At 43.2% G+C, this 23,588-nt stretch carries 20 protein-coding genes; all 20 read right to left on the reverse strand.

Annotated features, from left to right (window positions below; all coding sequences use genetic code 11):
* Nucleotides 1-372 precede the first annotated feature (372 nt).
* Nucleotides 373-1,161 (reverse strand): CAP domain-containing protein, encoded by a 789-nt coding sequence (locus T515_RS16710; protein WP_051671664.1) that lies wholly within the window; start codon nt 1,159-1,161, stop codon nt 373-375.
* 247 nt (nt 1,162-1,408) lie between these two features.
* Nucleotides 1,409-2,524 (reverse strand): type I glyceraldehyde-3-phosphate dehydrogenase, encoded by a 1,116-nt coding sequence (gene gap, locus T515_RS11130; protein WP_081832789.1) that lies wholly within the window; start codon nt 2,522-2,524, stop codon nt 1,409-1,411.
* A 392-nt stretch (nt 2,525-2,916) separates the two neighbouring features.
* On the reverse strand, nt 2,917-3,288 hold the full coding sequence (locus T515_RS11135; protein ID WP_036611087.1) for a DUF4234 domain-containing protein: 372 nt from the start codon (nt 3,286-3,288) through the stop codon (nt 2,917-2,919).
* A gap of 151 nt (nt 3,289-3,439) precedes the next feature.
* Entirely contained in the window at nt 3,440-4,204 is a 765-nt protein-coding gene (locus T515_RS16715; RefSeq protein WP_051671665.1) for a MerR family transcriptional regulator, read from the reverse strand.
* A 203-nt stretch (nt 4,205-4,407) separates the two neighbouring features.
* Complete coding sequence (locus T515_RS11145) at nt 4,408-4,773, reverse strand: NifB/NifX family molybdenum-iron cluster-binding protein (protein ID WP_051671666.1); 366 nt, start codon at nt 4,771-4,773, stop codon at nt 4,408-4,410.
* Between the two features lie 600 nt (nt 4,774-5,373).
* Nucleotides 5,374-6,561, reverse strand: coding sequence for an ROK family protein (locus T515_RS11150; protein ID WP_036611089.1), 1,188 nt, complete (start codon nt 6,559-6,561; stop codon nt 5,374-5,376).
* A gap of 201 nt (nt 6,562-6,762) precedes the next feature.
* Nucleotides 6,763-8,103, reverse strand: coding sequence for a fucose isomerase (locus tag T515_RS11155; RefSeq protein WP_036611091.1), 1,341 nt, complete (start codon nt 8,101-8,103; stop codon nt 6,763-6,765).
* A gap of 199 nt (nt 8,104-8,302) precedes the next feature.
* Nucleotides 8,303-9,859 (reverse strand): tripartite tricarboxylate transporter permease, encoded by a 1,557-nt coding sequence (locus T515_RS11160; protein WP_036611093.1) that lies wholly within the window; start codon nt 9,857-9,859, stop codon nt 8,303-8,305.
* 12 nt (nt 9,860-9,871) lie between these two features.
* Nucleotides 9,872-10,348 carry a tripartite tricarboxylate transporter TctB family protein gene (locus T515_RS11165; RefSeq protein WP_036611096.1) on the reverse strand — a complete coding sequence of 159 codons (477 nt, stop codon included), beginning with the start codon at nt 10,346-10,348 and terminating at the stop codon, nt 9,872-9,874.
* Between the two features lie 121 nt (nt 10,349-10,469).
* Nucleotides 10,470-11,576: a tripartite tricarboxylate transporter substrate-binding protein gene (locus T515_RS11170; protein ID WP_036611100.1), complete on the reverse strand. Its 1,107-nt coding sequence runs from the start codon at nt 11,574-11,576 to the stop codon at nt 10,470-10,472.
* A 160-nt stretch (nt 11,577-11,736) separates the two neighbouring features.
* The gene (locus T515_RS11175) at nt 11,737-12,558 is read right to left on the reverse strand and encodes a sulfite exporter TauE/SafE family protein (protein ID WP_036611102.1); all 822 of its coding nucleotides are present in this window, start codon (nt 12,556-12,558) and stop codon (nt 11,737-11,739) included.
* A 6-nt stretch (nt 12,559-12,564) separates the two neighbouring features.
* A complete protein-coding gene (locus tag T515_RS11180; protein ID WP_036611106.1) occupies nt 12,565-14,565 on the reverse strand; it encodes an alpha-glucosidase in 2,001 nt (666 codons plus the stop codon).
* 100 nt (nt 14,566-14,665) lie between these two features.
* A complete protein-coding gene (locus T515_RS11185; RefSeq protein ID WP_036611109.1) occupies nt 14,666-15,337 on the reverse strand; it encodes a DUF4867 family protein in 672 nt (223 codons plus the stop codon).
* Nucleotides 15,338-15,431: 94 nt separating this feature from the next.
* Nucleotides 15,432-16,295 carry an NAD(P)-dependent oxidoreductase gene (locus T515_RS11190; protein WP_036611110.1) on the reverse strand — a complete coding sequence of 288 codons (864 nt, stop codon included), beginning with the start codon at nt 16,293-16,295 and terminating at the stop codon, nt 15,432-15,434.
* An 18-nt stretch (nt 16,296-16,313) separates the two neighbouring features.
* The gene (locus T515_RS11195; RefSeq protein ID WP_036611113.1) at nt 16,314-17,000 is read right to left on the reverse strand and encodes a transaldolase family protein; all 687 of its coding nucleotides are present in this window, start codon (nt 16,998-17,000) and stop codon (nt 16,314-16,316) included.
* 509 nt (nt 17,001-17,509) lie between these two features.
* Entirely contained in the window at nt 17,510-18,991 is a 1,482-nt protein-coding gene (locus T515_RS11200; RefSeq protein WP_036611115.1) for a glycoside hydrolase family 32 protein, read from the reverse strand.
* Nucleotides 18,988-19,983 (reverse strand): LacI family DNA-binding transcriptional regulator, encoded by a 996-nt coding sequence (locus T515_RS11205; protein ID WP_036611118.1) that lies wholly within the window; start codon nt 19,981-19,983, stop codon nt 18,988-18,990. Before T515_RS11205 ends, T515_RS11200 begins: the two co-directional genes overlap by 4 nt.
* A 92-nt stretch (nt 19,984-20,075) precedes the next feature.
* On the reverse strand, nt 20,076-20,933 hold the full coding sequence (locus tag T515_RS11210) for a carbohydrate ABC transporter permease (protein ID WP_036611121.1): 858 nt from the start codon (nt 20,931-20,933) through the stop codon (nt 20,076-20,078).
* Nucleotides 20,934-20,953: 20 nt separating this feature from the next.
* Entirely contained in the window at nt 20,954-21,847 is an 894-nt protein-coding gene (locus tag T515_RS11215; RefSeq protein WP_036611123.1) for a carbohydrate ABC transporter permease, read from the reverse strand.
* 71 nt (nt 21,848-21,918) lie between these two features.
* Nucleotides 21,919-23,277, reverse strand: coding sequence for an ABC transporter substrate-binding protein (locus T515_RS11220; RefSeq protein ID WP_036611126.1), 1,359 nt, complete (start codon nt 23,275-23,277; stop codon nt 21,919-21,921).
* Nucleotides 23,278-23,588: the final 311 nt, after the last annotated feature.

The following is a 23,588-nucleotide window of genomic DNA, read 5'->3' on the forward strand; positions in this document are numbered from 1 at the left end:
GCGAGGCTGGTTTCGGCTTTAGCCGAAATCAAGCGAAAATGCCTGCGCGAAGCGCATTTAAATGGCATTTTCTCCGATTTCATGTTAAGAGCTTACAGCTCTTTAAGTTCTTCCCGTTCAAAACTTAAGCTTGGCTTTTGTTCTGTCCGTTATTCTTTACTGCGAATAAATTCGCTACGACTTTTGTCGTTTCTGAAAATCTAATTCTTAGAATCTTCAGGGTCTGTGTATTAATCGATCTTTGATTTTCAAGGTTCTGAGCTGTTTCAGAGGAGCTTTTGTTTTGCTCTCGCTGACAGCTTGTACACTATAGCAGTAATAATTTTTGTTGTCAAACAATTTTGAGTATTTATTTTAATACAAAATGCAGTGTCACTTTCTTCCGAATTCCTGCACCCAATAATATGTTCCGTTGTTTTTATATACGCCTATTCCTATTTCAGTGAAATCACCAAGTATATTTCTTCTGTGCCCTGATGAATTAATCCATGTGACAAATGCTTCGCCAGAAGACGTCTGCCCGAAAGCTATATTTTCAGCCGCGACTATATAAGAATATCCATTCTCTTTCATAAGAGTAAAACATCTTGAACCATCCGGCCTTATATGAGAATAATTTCTGCTTAACTCCTCAGCCCTTTTCATCGCCACCCCGGACAGAGTGCCATTCAGTAAAAGAGCGTTTTTACCATTCTCCGCTCTGTAAGCATTGACCATGGCATAAACTTCACCGGAAATCTCTTCATAGCTCTTCCGGTCAGTCTCTGATTCTCCAGACATACCAAAGCCTGCAGCGGTGCCTGCCATGTGGTAGTTGTTTCCATAGCACAGGGGCAATGTCTTCCCAAATCCATTTATTAATGTTTCTGTACTCATATTTGAAGCCCCGCCGGTAAAGCAGTTTATCAAAGCTCCGTCACTTCCGAACAGATACGGTACTCCGCCAATATATTTCCAACCTGTCACCATAAGGTTTGTTGCAGGATCAATATAATAAGTCTTATTTGAGTCACTTATCCATCCGGTTTTTACGGAATATCCATCCTCGATATAGGTCCAGTTGTTTTGTCCCAGCTGAAGCCAGGTACCGGCATATGCAGATACAGACATCACTAAACATGCTGAAATCACTGCCGCACAGGTCAAAATGCTTTTCTTCATCGTTTACCTTTCAGGGTCATATACACTTTCATTCTGCTCAAGTTCTGTCATGACCCGACATACAATTCAAACTCATTCGTATTAATTTCCCGAAGTTTTACTCGGTTTTTAATTTTAAAGTATACTATTATGAAAACATTTTACAAGTTAAAAAGGCGGCGCTGTTACGCAGCACCGCCCATTCTTTTCACTCTTAATATATATGTAAATATTCTTTTATATTATCTATACCATTTGTCTTGAAGAATTATTTCTTCTTCTCATTCTGCTTCTTGTCAGCTTCCTGAACTGCAGGAGCAGCCTTTGGCTCTTCCTTCTTTCCGTTCTTTGCCGCAGCAGCTGCCGCCTTTGCATCCTTACGGGCAACATACTGTAAAAGGTTGATGCACTGGTTTGAATAACCCCATTCATTATCATACCAGGCAATAAGCTTTACAAAATTATCATCGAGCATGATTCCGGCCTTAACATCGAAGATACAAGTCTGGAAATTTCCTCTCAGGTCTGAAGAAACGATTTCATCAGTATTGTACTCGATGATATCCTTCATCTCATGACGGGATGCATGTTCGATTGCTTCACAGATCTCCTCATAGCTTGTCTTTGTCTTAAGCTCTGCTGTAAGATCAACTACTGATACATCATTTGTAGGTACACGGAAGCTGAGACCTGTCATCTTGCCCTTGAGCTCAGGTATAACCATGCCTACTGCCTTTGCTGCACCTGTGGAAGAAGGAATAATGTTGTTGAATACAGAACGTCCTGTTCTCCAGTCACGACCGCCGTTAGAGTCTACAGGCTTCTGCTTTGATGTGGATGCATGAATAGTGGACATAAGCGCACGCTCGATTCCGAACTTTTCATTGAGAACCTTTGCAAGAGGCGCAAGACAGTTTGTTGTACATGAAGCATTGGAAATGATTCTCATTGACGGATCATAGCTCTCATTGTTTACACCAAATACGAATGTAGGGAAATCCGGATCCTTACCGGGTGCAGTAAGGATAACCTTCTTTGCACCGCCCTTGAAATGCTTCTCGCAATCCTCAAGACGAAGGAACTTACCTGTTGATTCAATGATGTACTCAGCTCCAGTTGATGCCCAGTCAATGTTTGCAGGATCATCCTCTGAGAACACATGGATCTTCTTGCCATTGATAACGAGTTCCTTATCTGTACAGCGGACTCTTCCTCTGAATCTGCCAAATACAGAATCATACTCCATCTGATAAGCCATACGTGCAAGATCCGCATTTCGTAAGTTGATGGCACATACCTCGATGTCATTGTCACGCTCTTCAAGAATCCGAAGGATAACTCTTGCGATACGACCGAAACCATTGATACCAACTTTTACTAACATAATTACTCCTCTCTGAATGGAAACATCAGCCCGTTTTTTTCTTTTTGTGATGAGCTGACGTCACATGTCAAATTCAACAAAAATCCGACATGACCTTTCGCAAAATCAACTACGTGCATTGTAGCACTATCAATTTTGCATGAAAACAAATGATATTTTTCGGACATTTATGATTATTTTTTATCATTATTTATAAATTTTTAACAATCGGATGATGCACATTCACTAAGGCTTGAAATTCCGTCGTTTTTCGCGTTTATTGTATACAATTCAAAATAGCATTACGCACGCTAGCCAATGTTTTTCACTGTATTTTGTATTCAAAAAAGTGCAGCTGCCAAAGAGTTTTACCTCTCCGGCAACTGCACTTTTGTTTGAAAATTTATGCTTTATCAGATATTGATCTGAATGTTTCCATACGGAGTTAAATCATTGATCTCCGACTGTACAATCGAAAACACCAGCAGATCCATTCCGAAAATAGAAAGAAGAAGGAACAGAATTCCTCTGTTCTGGTTCTGTCTTCCGCACTTTGAGAAGGTTTCATCCAGCTTTGTACCTGTACGATATAACCAATAGAACTTATAGATACCGCAGGTCACTATTGAAAGCAGAAGAACCATCCCCGCCGATGTATCCTCTCTATGATCTGTCACCTCATTGACATCTCTCGCAATACAGTAATGCCAGTACAGCATATATATTCCGCATGTTACGATAGATAATAAAATAGAAATAACTATATCACGTTTATTTACCTGCATAATTCTCTTTTCCCCTTTTCCATCTCATACTATGACCTGCGTGTCAAAATCGGCATCGAATCGTTCCGCCGGAAGGGCTGCCGCTTTTTGTCAGTTCCTCCTGACCTGCCAGAAAGCCCACGATTCTCGCAAAATCCGCCGAAAGCTTACATCATGAAACTCTTCCTATGTCAATTTCTACACAGACCAGATCCTCAATATCTTCTTCTATACCTCCCATGATCTGGTAGATATAGATTTCACCCTCGGGATTGTAGCCCATGGATCTTATCTCGTCAATGATGCCTTTAATGTCTCTGTATCTCAGCTTGCTCCCCTTCTCATGTTTACGTATGGTTCTATAATACTTATGCTCCGGAATCCGTTCGGTTTCATCTTCAAATTCCTCCATAGGTGTCGTGAACAGCAGTGCATGTTCCTCCGGCCACACATCATTCTCCAGGTTCTCTCTCCTGACTCTGAATACAGACCTGGCAATGCCTCCATTCTCCGCAAGGGAACTATAGACATCTCCGGGACTCTCATCTTTTATTTCATAACAATATGAGCTATGTCGCACGCCGATTTCGTATGGAATCTCATCTCTTACCATACTGAGCAGTTTTGCGGAATCCACGGCGCTGTTTATCTTCGCCCTGATCCACATCTCTTCATTTCTAAGCCTTTGGATGGAATCTTCCAGCTCGCATGTAGCATCTCTTATATCCTGTCCTTTCATCAGACGTAAAATAGTCTTAAGAGACATCCCCATGGTACTGTACTCATGTATCATAACTATCAGATTCAGATCATGGTCATTGTACTCGCGATAATTATTGCCCCTGTTCCTTTGAGGATCAATCATTCCCTTTTTTTCGTAGAACCGTATCATATCCTTTGAAACGCCTGTCATACGGCTGGCCTGATTGATATTCATAATTTCATCCCCTTTTTGATCCTGTCTTTTATTAAAAATCCCCCTATTAGTCTATATTTTATATTGACTTTGGAATTGTTCCAACCTTTATTATTAAATTATGTAAAACCCTCAAACAAATATCTGTATTCTAACGAAAAGACCCATGACTCCCCCTAAAGTCATGGGCCTTTTACGATACTCTGATTTTATATTTCCGGGATTCAATCACATGCAAGACGATATTCAGCCATTGCACAGCTCTCAGTACTATCCTGACAATTCAAACACCCCTCAGCGAATTGTTCAGCCGCCTTATCACAGCTGCCGAGTACACCGTCATACACTCTAATGCCTAATTGTGCAAGTGTCACAAGGGCATCTTCTGTGATGTCTCCGCAAAGCACTGCGTTCACACCGATTCTGCGCAGAACTCCGGCAAGAGCACAATGCCCCTGACCATCTGTACTGACAACCGATGAATCTATGATAACATTCTTCTCTATATTATAGAGCTTAAAGAATCCGGTCTTCTCGAAATGCTGAAATACCTCTTTGTTATCAGGATCATAAGTAATTGCAATAATCATAGTTTCATCACCTTCTTCTATTCAATTTTCTATACTTGTCTCCAAAACCGAAGACTATTTTCGTCCCATGACAACATACGATCGTTTTAAGATCATAGCCCACCGCATGAGCCGAATCATGCTGTCATTATAATTTTTATTTATATAGATTACAAGCCATGCACTTAATTTGCTGACAATAATTTAACTATCCTCTTTTTTGCAATAAAAAGGGCGTACAGAAAATGATGTTTCATCTTCTGCACGCCTATGCCAACGTTTCTTACTTGTGAACTTTGTGCCCATAAGCTTACTTACTATATTATTCCCACCACCATCATGATACCCTATCAATAACAAAAATGCAACAAAAATATTAAATTTTTTTCCTTTTTTGTAATGATTTAGAAAGATTTAATTTTTGTTTTTATCTGCGCAAATTTAATGATTTAAAGTGTCAAATTCATTATTCCGGAAATTTTTTTCAGCAAAAGGGTGGAGGTACAGACCCTTACGACTGCCTCTCAATCTGCTTTGACCCACTTCCAGAACTTTGGAAATCCAGCAAAAAGGACTCCGAAGCTGCCTTCGGAGCCCTATTGCTTTTGGTATGGGATTTTCTTATGCTTTTAACTTTAATATTTTATCATTGAAAACTATGGCTACAGCGCCGATGGAATCTTCGAATTCGCCCAATGTGGATTTATTGATCATATCAATGTCTTCCATATGATAGCGTTCCACGAAAATCCTCTTGAAGTTTTCTCTGATATAAGGCAGTTCAAACAGGCTGCCATAATAAATAATCTTATCCGGAGGCAGAACCATAGAAGCATTGTACAGGGCAAGAGCAAGCTTATCCATAACCTCATAAAGTATCTTTTCAAGACCGGAATCACGAATCCCTCCCCAAAGGGATATCGTTTTTGTCGTTATCTTTTCCCGATCTCCGCCAAGTGCCTCCCAGAGTTCCGGGGTTTCACTCTCCGAAAAACTCTCCCTGAGTTTTTCCGTAATGGTCTTTAATGAGACCATGGATTCAAGTGTACCGCCCTTTTCATCCAGTATGATATGTCCGAGCTCGGGTATCCTTCCGTCCTGATTTCCATATACCTTGTTATTTATGGCTATGGCGGATCCAAGTCCCGGGCCCCATTTGACAAACACAAAGTTTCCTTTTTCCCTGCCTGCGCCGTAGATCAGCTCGGCAATGGCAAAGGCATTGACATTGTTCTCAACAATCACCGGAATGCGGAGACCTCTTTCCAGCTTTCTTCGGACAGGTACAGGTGCATTCCACAGGCTCGGGATATCATCCTCCATCAGTCTGTCCATTGAAACATTACCGGGCACCGATACTCCCGCTCCCAGGATGTCATCCGGCGTAATTGCCAGACTTTCCATCAGCTCATAGGCTGCGTCGATGATCTTCTCAAGAAATATCTCCGGCGGTAATTCAGTATCCGTTGCCAATGTCTTCTTCAGTAAGCATTTGCCTCTCATGTTATTTACGGAAACCACCGTCACATTTCTTTCGATACAGATTCCCAATATCTTCGTGAAATCGTCGTCAAGCCCTATGCGGATCTTTTTACGTCCCACATGAGCCTCTTCCTCCATCTCACCGTTTTCTTTCAGAATGCCTATCTCCAAAAGTTCATTGCTTATCTGTGTTACGGCAGCGGCAGTAAGTCCAAGTGCAGTCGCAATATCCTTCCTCGCCATATCACCCTTATCATTTAACAAACGGATGATCTTACTTCTGTTTTCTGATTTAACATCGTTGCTGTTTATACCTGAGTATTTCATGCCGTCTCCTATACGCTGCAAGAAAAATATAAAAAGGAACTCTGTACATACTTTAATGAAAATGTCCGTATCCTAAGCATTCTTTAACACCATTGTTTGTAATTGTAACATGGGATTTCAAGGCCAACCATGCACAAAACGTTTGAAATCCCGTGTTTTTTTTAGAAAAGCACTGACAATAGCCACATTTCCCAATCGGGATCAGAACCTGTGCACTTCGATACCCAGCATATTTCCAAGCATTTCCAGTTCATCGGCACAGCTTCCGTAAGTCACAACATAGTGCGGTTCCCAGCCATCCTTGACTGCCTTCTCAACGATAGCCTTGGAGTTATTCTCTGTCTTTACTACGATAGATGTTCCAAGGAACTGTTTTGGCTTGTCAAGTACTGCTCCTTCTGCTATGAAGAATCTGAACTTTCCGTTCTCGTCTCTTCCCACACGGAAAATGGTGGCATGCTCTGTGCTCTCGCAGCCGAATTCCATGGTCGGTCCAAGTTTTCTGTTAGGATGTACTCCAACTTCAGCTCCGGTGTCCTTTCTTGCAAGGTCACAGGCTGCCATTCCGCAATGCCAGAAGGTTATGGTATTCTCACCCTCATCAAGAGATACAGGATCCCCGAAGAAACAGGATCTGCCGGTGAGCTTTGAGCCTATATACATTGACAGAGCACCATAGGTATCGGATTCACAGCTTGCGCTTACTCCGAGAGAATTAAGGAGTGACAGTACCGCACATACAGGTGTTCCGAAATCCGTAAAGAAATCCGGCCAGCAGCGTGATGAAATGGCACCGATGTGATTTTCTGTGACATAATCCTTATAGGCCTTATAGAGCTTCGCAAAATCCTTTACGTTCTTCTCAGGAGTTTTATCAAGTCCGACTATCTTTTTCTTCGCATCCTCAAGGTAAGGCGCACACTCTTCATCGGTATATGACTTAGCCTTGTTGATAAGCTCTCTTGATTCGATGGAATCAAGGGTTGCTCCGAAAACAGACGTGATATCTGCATCCAGCGCCCTTCCGAAACCGAAGCCCTGCGGTGTATGTCCGATGGACACAAGCTTCAAGCCCTTTAAATCTGCTTTTATCCTTGCTGCCTTGATAGCGGCCGCAGCCTTTTCGATGATTTCCTTTTCCTCAGGGCCTCCGAACATATACTCGAACTTTGAATCCTTACGGAAGGCCTTTATGCTGTTTGCGGCAGAGAAAGCACCTGTAAGGGAGTTAAGTCTGAGTCTTCCTCCGTCGATAACAGGTTCTCTCAGAGTCCAAAGCAGGATAGGACATGAAAATCTGCGAAGCACTTCTGTAGCATATGCAGCGTTGGCAAAAGTAATGTTCTGTAAAACTATAAGATCCGGGTTGATCTCATCCAGAAACTCATCCAAAAGATCGATAGAGAGAAGCATCTCCTTTGGCACCACAACATCTTCTGTGATATCTCTAAGCATCTTTATTGATTTTTCGAACTGAATCTCAGCACTCTCTAAATGAAATGTTCCTACTCCGATAGGCACATATGCCACCTGAAAACCCATTGTTATTTCCTCTTTTCCAATTACTTTTAGTGTTCGATATCCGTTGTATAAGGTTCCTACATGCTTGGCACATATTTCGTCCGCTTTCTTGATGTATCGAAACTTCAGATATCTTTTTTGTCTGATTTAAGTCTGTTTTTTTCGGAATGATTACCGTGACTCAAGATTCATTTTCCGTCCGGTCATCATTCACTCCCCTTCAACAAGCCTCTACCGAAAGATCCTCATGCATCTTTTCGATTTCTTCAGCCTGTGCATCATTAAGGGCCTCAACCTTCTTGTTGATTCTAATCATTGAAGTAACCAGAACAACAGTGATAAGAAGGATGATGAGAGATATAGGTCTCTTGAAGAAGATAAGATAATCTCTGTCATAGGACATCATGGCTGTAACAAAGTTTGTCTCCATGATCTTCGCAAGGATAAGTCCGAGAAGAAGCGGTATGGCATCTATCTCCATGATCTTAAGAAGATAGCTGAATACCAGAAGTACGGCACAGAAGATCATTTCCTTGAAGTTTCCTGTTCCCGCAAATGCTCCTGCGAAGCAGAAAAGCATGATGGCAGGTGCAAGATAGGTGTACTTGACCTGAACCACCTTTGCAACCGCTCTTGTCATGACTTTACCCAGGGGCCAAAGGAAACAGTTAGCAACAAAACATCCGACGATAATTGTGTAAGCCTGTACAGCCTGCTTTGTGAACATGTTTGGTCCGGGCTGCATGCCGTGGAGGATGAAAGCTCCGAGAAGGAGGGCTGTAACACCGTCTCCCGGGATACCCATGGTCATAAGAGGGATCATTGCAGAACCAACCACAGCATTGTTTGAAGACTCTGCTGCTGCAATTCCTTCGAGAGAACCTTTACCGAACTTCTCGGGGTGCTTTGATAACTGCTTTGCCTGGTTATAGCAAAGGAACTGTGCAACACCGCCGCCTACGCCGGGCATGGCACCGATAAAGGAAGCGATAATTGTAGAAAGTGCTGTTGCAGGAAGTATTGACTTCGCCTCTGAAAGGCTTAATCCCTTCTTATCGATCTTGTTGGCGTCTTCCATCTTTCCGCCGTTTACCTTGAACTCCGCAAGCTTTCCAACAACCTGCTTAAGAGCAACAAGGGCGATCATGGCAGGAAGCATATCGATACCGAACTGAAGTATGGATACTCCGAAAGTGAATCTGGAAACACCTGTTACGGCATCAACACCGATGCAGGCGATAAGTATTCCGAAAAGACCTGAAAGGATTCCCTTTGGAAGTGAATTTCCTGATACACCTGCAAGAAGTGAGATTCCAAGGATTGCCATTGAGAAATACTCAACTGAAGTGAACTTTGAAACAAATGCGGCAATCGGTGCAGCAAGAACAAGCAGTAAAAGTGCTCCTATGATACCACCGAAGGATGATGCAAAAAGTGATGTATCAAGTGCCTGGAGAACTCTTCCCTTCTTAGCCAAAGGATAACCGTCAAAGGTTGTGGCGATAGCTGAGTTTGTACCGGGAGTATTGAGTGTGATGGCACTTATGGAACCGCCGTACATTCCTCCTACGTAAACCGCAAGGAGTGAAATGATAGCTGTACTCGGATCCTTGATTCCGTATGTAAGAGGAAGGAAAAGGATGATTCCCAGGGTAACACTGAGTCCCGGGATACAGCCGATAACCATTCCCATGAGCATTCCGCCGAATATGAATGCCAGATTTCCTAATGTAAATACCGCAGCAAAAGCGGATGAAATATAATCAAAATAACCCATAATCATACCTCTTTAGATTATTCCCTTGAGTATTCCGGCAGGAAGATCCACATGGAACACATTCTGGAAAAGGAAGTAAACTATGACCACCATAGCCAGTGTATAAATGTAGATAAGCGGCTTTCTTTCACCTTCATACCATTGAATGGCGCAAAAGATAAGCATTCCTGCAGGAATAAAACCAAGTGTTTTTGTGAGTGCTACAAACACTACCAGCGCTGCGATAAGAAGCAGCTCTTTTCTTTCATTTTCCCAGACGAATTCATAAATATGCTCTTTATGGAAAACGAGACTTTGTACCAGAAGTATGATGGAACAGATAAGTATGCCAACCAGACATATACCGGGTATGATTCTTGGGCTTGGCGCTCCCGAATCCCACATGGGAAGTCGCACCTGTGTAGGCATTACCAGAAGCATGATGACCGAAAACAGTCCCATTACGATACCCGCCAGAAGGTTGGTTCTGATTTTAATTGTTTTTTTCATAAGAAAATCTCCAAAATAGACCAAAACAGCCCGGCACTGCACAAAGGCAATGCCGGGCAGCTCTTAAGTTTTTAACTTATTAATAATTCAATGAACAACTATTTATACCTGATAACCAGAATCAGTTCTGACCGCTGAGAAGCTTGAATGCCTCAAGTGCTGCCTTACAAGCATCCTCATAATGCTGAACATCATCCTGTCCGTAGATCTCTGTATCGTTAAGCATGATGCTTGCGATGAAATCCTTGTACTCATCTGTTGCCCAAACGTCCTTGGCAACCTGAATAACTGCATCCTGCCACTCCTGTGAAGCGCCCTTACGTGTTGCAAGAGAACCGCCGGCAGGAAGGATTGACTTTGTATAATCCTTAGAAGAATCAAGGTCAGCTGCCATATCGGCACCTGCAAGTGAAGGAACTGTTATATCACCCTGAGGTCCCTTGAAGCCTGTGAATGCCTTATCTGAGAATGCAAGTACAGGGATAAGATTTCCTGCTTCAACATCTTCCTGTGCAGCCTGTGTTGTACCTACGAAACAGTCAACTTCACCATCTGTAAGGCCCTTCTTCTGAGCAGCACCACCGTCATAAGGTACTACCATCACCTTTCCGCCCTCCTGAGCAAGAAGTGAACCTAAAGCAAGATGTGGGTCTGAAAGAGGGTTTCCTCCGGACATCTTAAGTCCGCCTGTTTTTGACTTCTCAAGAAGTCCTGCAAGTGTCTGGTCAGGTGTTGTATAGAGGATCCATGTTCTGTCGTCTACTGTTGCAAGCGGAAGGATCTCACTTCTGTCAAACTCAACAACCTCTGTATTGAACTGCTTTCCGAGATCATGACGATAAGCTACACCGTATCCGTAAACAAGAAGATCTGTTGTGCTTGGATCTTCCTGTGTAAATGCTGTTGCTGCTGCAAATCCGTCACCGCCTGTCTGCTGCTCAACGATGAAGTTGTACTCAGGATGAGTCTTTGTTGCTACTTCTGCGAACTTTCTTGCGATGATATCTGCTGTTCCGCCTACGCCGTAAGGGCAGATAACCTTAACTGTCTCACCGCTTCCTGTAGCCTTATTTTCCTCTGCCTTTGTTTCTGCAGCTGACTCTGTTTTAGCTGCTTCTGTCTTTGCTGCCTCTGTTGCAGGTGCAGCTGTGTTTGAGCTTCCGCATCCGGTAAGTGATGCTGCTGCCATTGCTGTTGCAAGAAATCCTGCCAATAATTGTTTTCTCATAGTAACTTCCTCCTGTTTACTATACCTTTAATAATTTTTATTTTACGCGGTCCTTTCAGGACCCATAATTCTGTTTCAGTCTGACAATGTCGTCTGCCCTCTGTTTGTGCTCCTATATCTCTATAATTCCATCAGATCTATTCACACTTAGCCAATCCCCTCATAAAAGCAGCTTTACGCCCATGACGAGAAGCAATACATAACTCATTATCATGAATGTTCTCTGGCTCATCCTCTTGTAAAGAATGGAACCTATCTTAAGTCCCGAGAACAGGAACGGCGCTGCCACAAGAGCACTTATGATCAGTGATATATTCCAGTAGCCCGATCTTATGTCATCCACAAGTACCATACCGTTCAGAAATATCCAGACCGTTGAAATGGTGGTTCTGAATCTGTTCTTGTCCGGCAGCTTTTTAGTCATATAACTAATGAGAAGCGGTCCTCCGCTGACAAATATGCCATGTACTATTCCTGCTATAGGAAGAAGCAGATACAAAAGCCTGTCTTTGAAACTTTCTCTTCCGGAACTCTCCGAAGCAACATCATCTTCCTTTACATCCCCTGTGAAGGCAGCCTCATTTGTTTTGTCCCCTTCTTTATTCCGTACTCTCCCGGCGATCAGCTCCTTATAAAGGCCGTGAACCGAGACGCATATAACAAAGGCTCCAAGGACGAAATAAAGCATTTTCTCCTTTCCAAGGAGCTGATCCTTGATGAGAATACCAAGAAGTATTCCGCATCCCATGATCACTACTATCTTCCTAAGCTCTTTCCAGTCCACATATTTTCTGTTTCCCAGAAACACATATATGCCGCTTGCCATACCAAGTACATTCAGTATAGGTTTTGCCGACGTATATCCAACCAGCATCAGCCCGAAGGGCATGGCCAGTACCGTTCCCGCAAAGCCTGTGACCCCGTGCATGATATGTGTCACGAATATGGCCAGAAAGAATAAAATGAAATTTGTACTTAACATTAGTTTTTATTTTCCGTATTTAACACGTATACCCTCGAAGAGTTCTCTGTATTTTGATGTCCTACGGTAAAATACAGGAGTATCACCGAGCTCCGCTTCTACGACATTGACACCATGTCCGTAGCTTTGTCCTGTCCAGAGGTGGATCCACTCATCATCCGGAAGATATACTTCTCTTTCTGTCTGCCCTGCTGTATAAACCGGTGCCACCAGAACATCTCTTCCGAGAAGATACTGGAACTGCTCCGTATAACATCGTGGCTCATCATAATGAAGGAACAGCGGTCTCTGAACCGGCATTCCCTTTTCATGATTTTCCCTGACTGCGTCCTTTATGTACGGTGCCATCATGGTGTAAATGTCTACAAGTCTCGCCATCCTGAGGATTCCGTCTTCATCATCGTAGAACTGGTAGCAGTCATCGGGACGGTTTCCTTCATGAGTCCTCATAACCGGTGTGAATGCCGCCATCTCAGCCCATCTCATGAATACTTCCTTGGTTCTGATATTACCGAAAAGTGAAGTATATCCGCCGATGTCGCTGTGGCTGATTCCGCATCCCATCATACCGGTTCCCAGAGCCGCCGAGATAACTGTGCAAAGTCCGTCATGTCTTGAAAAATCCACCGACTGATCCCCTGCCCAGAGAAGTGTGCAGTACTTCTGACTGCCGTTAGCACCTGCTCTCATGAAGTAAACTATCTTTCCGAGATTGCCCGTCTCGGAAACCGCTTCGTAATTGCATTTTGCCCAGAGAAGCGGCCAATGATTATGCTCAACCATAGCCTCTTTTCCGCTGTGAAGCACAATATCGTCAGTTGGAAGGTATTCACCGAAATCCGCCATCCATCCGTCGATTCCTATGTCAATGCTGTACTTCTTGATGATTCCCTTGAACCACTCGAAGGCTTCCGGGTTTGTAAGATCCACCGCACCGCAGTAGAACTCACCGAAATCCACAAGATATGTGGTACCATCGTGGCGCTTTGCGAAATATCCCTTTTCTTCGCCTTCCCTGAAAAGCTCTCCGTCATTCACAAGATAGGGGTTCACATAACCGAGGAACTTGATTCCCTTTTTGTGAAGCTCTGCTATCTTCTCAGGAAGATCCGGATACATCTCTTTGTGATAATGCCAGTCCCACTGAAGTCTCTTGCCGAAGCTTGTGATTCTCTTGCCGCACCAGTCCTGACACCAGATTCCCGAAAGCTTTACGCCTTTCTCACGTATCTTTTCCGCAAGTCCGAAGGACCTTTCATTTCCGCCCTGAACTCCGAAGATAAGTCCGTTATATACCCAGTCGGGAAGTTCAGGCTGCCTTCCGAAGTATGCTGTTTCCTTTAAAAGAAGTTCTTCAAAATCCTTTGCTGCCTCTATGCGTATAGAAGCGGGAACCTCCCAGATCTGAAGCTCATGGAACTCATCATATCTGAAATCAAAATCAGCATAGGCTGTTGAATCAACATGGAGATAATATCTTTTTGATGAAACGAAGGTAGGCTCAGGATAGTTCGTATTGTAGTAGTCCCCTCCGGCCTTGTTCTCAACGTCCGATCTCCAGGTTACATATGTGGTTTTATCTCTGCCGACTCCCGGCTCTGATGTCCAAAGGGGGAAATGTCTCCCTCTCAGGTCAAAATAGGACATCTGCTCACCACAGCCATAGATATGCTCATCCTTGTCGGCTGCGACTCTGAACCAAAACCTGTTTATGGTCGGATCATGATTCTCTAATTTTATTTCCGCACACTCACCCTTTACGGCAACTGCAGCACTTATCTTTCCTTCAAAATCAAGAACAGTGATACCGTCTTTTTCTTCCGCTGAAGTAAGTTTCAAAGGAACCTTATCCTCCACATAATCCTCGATCTTGAAATTTCCTCTGTACATATCCACAGATTCTTTTCCATGACCCACATAAATCAAAGGTCTCTCCGAATCTGCGGAAAGGATGGTTCTGTCACCCTCTGTAAGTTTTAGTGTCTGACCAATAATCTGTAATTCCATACTGCCCTCTTTTGTTTTCTATATTGAAGCGTTTATCTGTCACGAAGGCTGCGCCGCCGCTTCACAGTGACGGCTGCACCCCGTGATCATGGCAAAAGTTTCAATAATGGAGTTCCTTATTTGGTCCGATGACTCCTGTAACCGCTCCCTGTTTTACCAGTGGTTCTCTCTCAGGATGACAGATGACCCATTTGTTTCTCTGAAGAAGCAGCTCGCTTTCTTTATCTACAGGAGTGAGCTTTTCAAGAGGTGTATTGGTTCCCTTTGGCAGAATCACAACTCCCTTGAATCCTTCATCCGTCACTCTGCAGGGTGAAAGGTGAAGAGTTGTCTCATACATCTCTATCACTGTGCCCTTCGGTACGAAGAATACCTGCACATCATTTATGTCATAGGTATTATCCTTTATGTCCCAGACATGTCCGAGACAAAGCATAAAGTCTGTAACGGCAATGTTTATCTCGCTGCCTTTGTGATACTCGAAACCGTTGTATGTTGTGTTTCTTCCGTTGCAGTATCCGATTTCTATAGGCATCCCTCCGTACAGAAGATTCTCAACCTTCTCTTTTACAGCCAGGTTCTCCATTTCGGGAACCGAGGCTACATAGACATTGCCCTGCTCCGGAATAGGAGTTTCTTTTTCCATATAGGCGATAACTTCCGAAAAATCATATCCTGTGACTACACGTCCGTAGGTCTTGAAGGCTTCCGGGTCAAGAACTGACTTTACAGAAACATCATTAACTTCATTTAAATGCTTTAAAAGCTCCATAATTATTCATAGATAAACGGCCATCTCCCCTGTCGTTATTTTCCCCGTGGATCAACCACCGCCATCTTTCATTCCCCTTTTACAGTTACTCTCTTTATGCCTTTTCAGATCTTACAACCTTGATGGTCGCCGAGAAGTCTTCCTTGGCAAATCCCATCTCCATTGCCTTGTCGTAAACTCTAACTACGTTCATCTCACCCGGCATAGGAAGTCCCTTTTCCTCAGCAAGCTTCTTGCAGATGTTCACATCCTTATACATGTTCTCGATGGAGAATGCTGTTGTGAAATCATTCTTCTCAATAACGTCCTTCTTGCTGTCCAGATAGAAGTTCTGTCCGCCGCCGTAGGAAATAGCTGTTGCGAAAGTCTGAATGTCTATGCCGCAGACTGCTGCAAGGTTTGAAACTTCATTTACACCGTTCTGAATCTGTCCGACAAGTGCATTGTGAAGGATCTTCATGGTGATTCCGGTTCCGTTCTCACCCATACGGATGATGTTCTCACCCATGTAGGAAAGGATAGGACGAACTGTATCGTAAAGTTCTTCGTCACAACCAACGTAGATTCCAAGCTTTCCTGCAATTGCTGCAGGCTTTGACTTAACTACGGGAGCATCTGCGAACTGAGCGCCTGTTTCCTTAACCATCTTTGCGATCTCAACTGAAACGCTTGGGTCGATGGTACTCATATCGATGCAGATCTTGCCTTTTCCAAGTTTAGGAAGGATTTCGGTATAAACCGCTCTTGAATGCTCTGACTTGGGAACCATGGAAATGATCACATCCGATTTCTCAGCGAGGTCAACATTGTTCTCAGCAGGAACTGCTCCCAGCTTTGCAAGTTCTTCAACCTTTGCTTTTGCAAGATCGAAACAGTAAACTGTGTCGTCGTGCTTTTTTACTATATTTGCACACATTGACTCGCCCATGATTCCGAGTCCGATAAAACCAATCTTCATTGCTTCCTCCAAAAATGATTACTCTGTCTTTGTGTTGTCCCATGCATCACAGAAGGTTCCGATTCCCTGAGTTGTGTATGCGTGGTGCTGAGCACTCTTGTAAATTGCAAGACCTGCTGTGATGATGTCTGCACCTGCTACTGCGCAGTCAACCATCTGCTTTGGCGAACGAAGTGCTGCACAGATGATCTGTGTCTTTCCGTAGAAGCCGTAGTTCTTATAGATGTCAACGATGTCCTTGATGTACTGTCTGCAGTCTTCGCCGTTGTCCTCTTTCCAGCCGATGAAAGGTGATACAAAAAGTGAACCGTTCTTAGCTGCGAAAATAGCCTGTGCAGGAGCAAATACAAGTGTAAGGTTTGTTCTGATGCCTTCCTTTTCAAGCTGTCTTGCTGCTGCTACACCAGCCTCTGTTGCAGGAATCTTGATAGCAAAGTTTGGAGAAACCTTTGCATACTTTCTTGCCTCAGCCACCATATCCTCTGTCTTGTCAAGATGTGGATTGATCTCGATGGATACAGGGAACTTATCGATACCCTCAAGGCCGTTTTCCTTAATCCAGTTTGCGATATCTGTAATGGCTGTTACAAAAGGCTTTCCGCTGAGCATGATGTGCTTAGGGTTTGTTGTTACACCGTCAATTCCGAATGTCTTGTACGCATAGTCAATCTCATCTAATTTTGCACTGTCTAAAAAGAACTTCATTACTTCCTCCTCTTTGACGAGAATCCTGTCCCCATTAAACCCATTTTCAATGGTCTGATTCCGTCTCGCCTGCTTCTTTATTTGATTTGCATTAATTAGTTAATTCAATTAATTAATTAGTATTATAGTTAGTATTGCACAAATGTAAAGAGCATAATCGCCCATAAATGCATCACTTTATGATTTTTGTGAATTCTATATCAAACGCCAACTTAATTTTATCCAAATTGACAGCTTTTTAAGATTGTATTTTTGTAGCAAATATGCATTGCGATCATCAGCTAAAATCTCACAAAAATACCACCCTTAACTTCCATGACCATAAAGAGCTCATGAAATATCAAGGGTGGTTTTGCTTTCAGACTTCTCACATTAAAAATGGCAGCGCACCATTAATGTTTGAATGTCAGGTATCTTATATTCTCTTTTAAACTATGATATCACGTAAGGACGTTTTTTGCGGCCTGGGCGTGAGGAATATGGGAGGAACGCGTGAGCGCAAGGCGGATTCACTTGTCCAGTTTCCAGAAATCGAGATTCATCACTGCGCTTCCTTTTGCTGAAAAGCTTATTTTTCCTGCATCTTCAGGAGCATATACTGTTGACGAACATGTACTTCCCCCATCATTGACAAAAATTTCAGCGGAAAATCTGTCAAGAAGTATACGAAGCTTAAGCCTGCCGCCATTATATCTCACAGGGAACTCTCTTTTGTTATTTATATCATTCGGGAATCCTGAATAGGTTCTGTCGAAGATGGCTATACCATCCTCCGGTCTGTAAATAAAGTCTGTATGGAAATCAGCATTTGAATGGAATGATATCTTAAATTCCCTAAAACTCTGTCCGTTAGGCACAAGCTCAAGTTCCATATCGCAAACCTTCCCGGAAACCCCCGGAAGAGTTGTCTCATTAAACAGATCCACATCCCTGTAGGAGACATGCTCCTTTCTGTAATTCTCTATCTCTCTCACCGGTCTCTGATAAAGTCTGCCGTCTTTACAGCTCAGCTCTCTCGGAAGAATCATCTGACCGAACCACTTCTGTCCCTCGGGCACCGCCTTACTGGACTCCCAAGACTGCATCCATGCTGTCATGATCCTTCGGCCATCCTCGGATTTTAGAGTCTGCATGGCATAGAAATCAAGGCCGTAATCTATGGCAGATACACTTTCGCGTACAAAGCTGTGATTTTTCCTGTCATAGCTTCCCACAATCACGATATTACCGTTTCCATTGTGAAATTCCAGCGTTCTGGCCTGCATGAACTGAGGAGAGGTAAATATAAAGTGTTTACCGTCAAGTTCAAAAAAGTCAGGACACTCCCACATCTTTCCGTATTCATTTCTGGAGCGGTCAAGTACAGTTACAAACTTCCACTCTTTTCCGTCCTTGCTTTCAAAAAGAAGTATGGCTCCACTGCCATCCTCTGTTCTGTTGCCGGCCACTATGTAGTAACAGTCATCCTCTTCATCAAACCATATCTTAGGATCTCTGAAATCCACGGGACTCCAGCCCTCCGGAATACTTTTATGATCTATTACGGGATTCTGCCGGAATTTTTCATAATCAGCCCCATCTCCGAAAGCAAGACACTGGGTCTGTCGTATGATTTCTTTTCCTTCCTTATGTTCGGATTTCACTCCGGTATAGACCAAAAGCTGCTTTCCGTCCTTTGTTTCAACCGCACCGCCTGAAAAGCATCCGAAATTATCATAGGATTCATCCGGAGCTATAGCCGCAGGTAGATAATCCCACTTCACATAGTCCTTTGATACCGCATGGCCCCAATGCATGGGACCCCACTCTGTTTTGTATGGATAATACTGATAAAACTGATGGATCGTTCCCTTATAAATCGAGAATCCGTTGGGATCGTTCATCCATCCTGCCCGGGGCGAGAGATGATATACGGGTCTTTCATCCTCACCTATATATCTCTCTGTCTCTTTCTCCTGCTCTCTGGCCTTTTTCAGTAATTCACTAATCATACTTTTCCCTTCACTTCCGTCGACATTCCCCTCTTTAATTTTACAGGCAGTGTAATGACTTTTTTCTCCGGACCCTTTCCTTCTATTCTCATCTCAAGCTGTTTGAAGCACTCTCTTGCAAGTTCCTTGATGGGCTGCTCTATAACGGTTATGGTTGGATATGCCATCTCTATGATATCTGTTCCGTCATAGGAAACTATCTTCAGATCCTCAGGTATACGCTTTCCTGACTTCAGGGCTTCCTTTTCGATATTGAGTGCTATAAGGTCTGTACCAAACACTCCGTCTATATCACCATGCCTTGCAAAAAAATCCTTACACAGATTTTTGTTATACTCGTAGCCCAGGCTGTTCCACCTGGTGTAGACATTGACCACCTCAACGCCCCTGTCTCTCAGTACCTTTTCAAAAGTATCATGCCTTATGACAAAAGGTGCCGAGGTATTTTCTTCATTTCTGAATTGAGCCACTTTTCTGCAGCCTGCTGCCAACAGCTCTTCAGCAGCCATCCTTCCTCCGGCTTCATGATCCGATCTCACGCACGGAATCATATCTCCCAGATCTCTGTCAAGTGCTACAACCGGACGTTCAACCGCTGCATACTGCTCAATGTCCAATGTATGCGAGGCCACCACTATCCCATCCACCAGCTTTTCTTTGAGCATCTTCAGGTACTGATACTCATAATTCTCTTTAAACCAGGTGTTGCAGAGCATCATCCTGTATTTATGCTCTGCAAATATCTCCTCCAGTTCATTTACAAAGGCGGAAAAAAACGGATGATCTATCTCAGGGATAATAACCGCAATTATACCGTTTTTATTGCGGTACAGATTTCTGGCTACAGCATTGGGCGTATAGTCAAGCTCCCGAATAGCATTTTCTATGCGTTCTCTCGTCTCTTCCTTTACGTAGCCCGTATCATTAATGACACGCGATACGGTGGCAACTCCAACCCCTGCCAGCTTTGCCACTTCCTGTATGGTTGCCATAGCTCCTTACTCCTTTCCTTCCGTCTTTCCTTAAATCAAAAAACATACACATATTTTTGCATATTCCCTGCGCTTCATCAACCTGCATCTCATCATCCCTTTATTCCGGAGGAAGCTATTCCTTCCACATAGTATTTCTGCATGAATATGAACATGAGGATCATAGGTACCGCAGAGATCACAAGGGCTGCCATGATGGCACTGTAATGAACAGGCTGTGTTCCGAAAAACACCTGAACGGCCAGCTGGATAGTTCTCTTTTCCTCTCCGGTCATAACAAGAAACGGCCACATAAAATCATTCCAGTGTGCCACAAAATCAAGTATGAACACTGTTGCATAAACTGTTTTTGAAATAGGCACCACTATACTGAAAAAGGTTCTGATATGTCCGCTTCCGTCGATATATGCAGCTTCGATCAACTCATCCGGAATATCGGAAAAGAACTGTCTGAACATATATATCGAAAAGCACTTCGGGATGAAAGGGATAACCAAAGCCTGAAGTGTATTGACCCAGCCAAGCTGTGACATCTCTATGTAGAGCGGCAGCATAATGGCCTCCATGGGAAGCACCATAAGTGCTATAACCAGATTAAGTATGAGTCCCTTACCCTTAAAATCAAATTTTGCAAGTGCATACCCGCAAAGTGAATTCAGAAACAGATCTCCCACAAGAATCAAAGCGATATAGCAGAATGTATTTTTCAGAACATTCAGGATATTAAGTCGTGTAAATACCTCTATATAATTGTTGAAGGATGCGTGTGTAGGTATAAATGTCCTGATGGAATTCATATTGGCAAATATCTCCGCCTCAGGTTTCAGTGAAGCACATAACATCCAAAGCAGAGGTGAAACAAAGATTATTCCGATGATAAAATTCCCAAGATAAAATAGAATTTTTCCTATCAATTTTTGTCTTTCAATCGAACTGGTTCTGCTGCTCATGAAATACCCCTTTCAGTCTCTCAGTCTTTCGGCATGGTCAGACGTTTCATAACAAGTGACATCGTTACAACGATGATGAAAAACACAGCTGCCGCAGAGCAGGCATATCCAAAATTACCTTCCTGAAAACCTTCGGTATAGATATAGTAGACCAGTGTTTTTGTAGAGTTCTGCGGTCCGCCCTTAGTCATGACATAAGGCTGCGTGAAGAGCTTCATAGCCTGTATCATAGTTATCATCACAACATATTTTATGGTGGATTTCAGCCCCGGCAATGTTATGTAAACAAGTTTCTGAAATGCTGTCGCACCGTCAACCGAAGCCGCCTCATACTGAGATGCCGGGATAGCCTGAAGTCCTGCGATGAAGATCATCATCTGATACCCTGCCCCCTGCCATGCAGACATGAAAATGATTGAATTCATAGCAGTCTTTTTGTTGCTCAGGAAATTGATGCTCTCCATCCCCAGACTTTTAAGCATTGAATTTATGAGTCCTGTGGAGGGATTTGAATTATAAAGGATTGTCCACAGAATGGATATGACAACCATAGAAGTGAGCTGTGGAGCAAAGTACATGGTTCTGAAAAAAGCCACTCCCCGTGTTCTCGCAGCAACCAGAAGTGCAAGGCCCAGAGCCAGAGCAGTCTGTACAGGAACTACAACTACCGTAAAGTAAATTGTATTTTTAAACGCCTGCCAAAAATCTTTGTCCTGAAAAAGCTTTATGTAGTTTTCAAAATTTATGAAAGTCATGTCCTGCGGCCGCATTATCTGATACCGGAAGACCGAAAAATACACGGTGTATATCATCGGTACAAGAAGAAATGCTATGAGCAGAAAAACCGATGGTGTTACAAGCACTGCGGCTGAAGTACCTTCATTTCTGTTTTTTACATTATTTACCTTTATCATGTTATAGTTCCTCTTATGCAGTCAGCGCATAAGCGCCGACTGCCGTTCTTTACATATATGATGCTTGAACATCATTTTGCATAGTAAGTATTGTAGTCCTCGGCAAAATCCGCTGCCACGCTGTCAAGCTGCTCCTTGATGTAAGCTTCATCAACCTTATGATCTGAAGCTGCTGCGGAGAATATGTTAGACATAGCCTCTGCATACTTTGTAGAGAAGGACGCATAGGACGGAGTACGTGGACGAGGTACTGCAGTATGATTGAGCTGCTCAACCATCAGTGAAAGCGGGTAATCCTTGTAAGCAGCCATTGACTCGGTATCATAAGAAGAGTTTCTGGTGGCAGGCTTTGCAATCGCTGCTGCATATGTAGCAACATTGTCTGTATTCATAAGCCACTGTAAGAACTTTCCTGCAGCGTCAACATTTTTGCAATCCTTTGAAATAGCTGCTGACCAGTCGCCGCAGGGTGAAACTGCCTTCTTTGTATCATCAGAAACCGGATAGTAGGTTACTCCCCAGTCAAAGTCGGCATTCTCTGTTAATGTTGCCACATCCCATGAACCGCCCAGCATGGTCGCACATGCCTTGTTAAGGAACTCATCTGTTATGGGCTCTATGTTCGCATATCCGTCTGCAATAAGCTGTGCAAGGAAGGCACTGGTCTTTACTGCTTCATCACTGTTTACATAGCCCTCTGCCGTATCTCCTGTTTCATTTATATAGTCCTTACCCTGTGAGATATACATTGGTTCCAGTGCATAAGGAATTCCTTCACCATGATCCATGATGATATGTGTTCCCACATGATCCTCCGTTGTACACTTTTCAGCTATATTACGAAGCTCTGACCAAGTAATAGGGTTATCAACAGTTCTTTTATCGATGTCATCCACATCGATGCCTGCTTCTCTGAGCATGTCTTTGTTGTAGTAGAAGGCAACAGATGATTCCGTCGCGGAAATGGCATATGTCTTTCCGTCATATGTGCACTGGGCAACTGTTGAAGGAACAAAATCCTTCAGATCCTCTGCCGTAAAGTATTTATCCAGAGGCACTATGATATCATTCGCTGCATAGTAGGAAACCTGAGGCCCGTCCACGAAGAAAATGTCCGGAAGAGAATTTGATGTGACAGCTGTTGCAACTTTATTGTCATAAGCGTATGAATCAGAACGATCTATAGCATCTCTTTTTACCTGTATATCAGGATTTGCCTTGTTCCACTCATCAATCTTTTCTGCCCACCACTTTTCCACAGATTCCTTGTCTGTAGGGCTCCAGATTGTCAGGCTCGCTGCTCCGTCTGCCGTCTTTGATTCCGCCTGGGTTGACTGATCCTGCACTGTTCCTGTAGTTGAGGCTCCGCCGCATGCTGTAAGTGATACGGCCATAACTGTTGAAAAAATGGTTAATAGGTTCTTTTTCATTGAATCTCCCTTTCTCTGCATTACATATACAGTAGTAACGTCATTTGTGGAACCCGTTCCATATGTTGCCTTTTATAATGCACAACCAGAAAAGTTGTGCATTATCCCCTTCAATTCATTAATGGAACCCGTTCCATATGTTGCTTTTAACTATAAACATCTTTTGAATTTCTGTCAAGCCTTTAATATGCAAAAGACTCTGAATGGATTAAAAAATAAAAAAGTGCAGATGTCAGAGGAAATTAATCTCTGATATCTGCACTTAATCATCATTTTCACGGAAGGTCCTGAAAAATGATCCTTCCTTTCTC

Origin of the sequence: Oribacterium sp. P6A1 (genome assembly GCF_000702885.1) — a bacterium.
GTDB lineage: Bacteria > Bacillota > Clostridia > Lachnospirales > Lachnospiraceae > Oribacterium.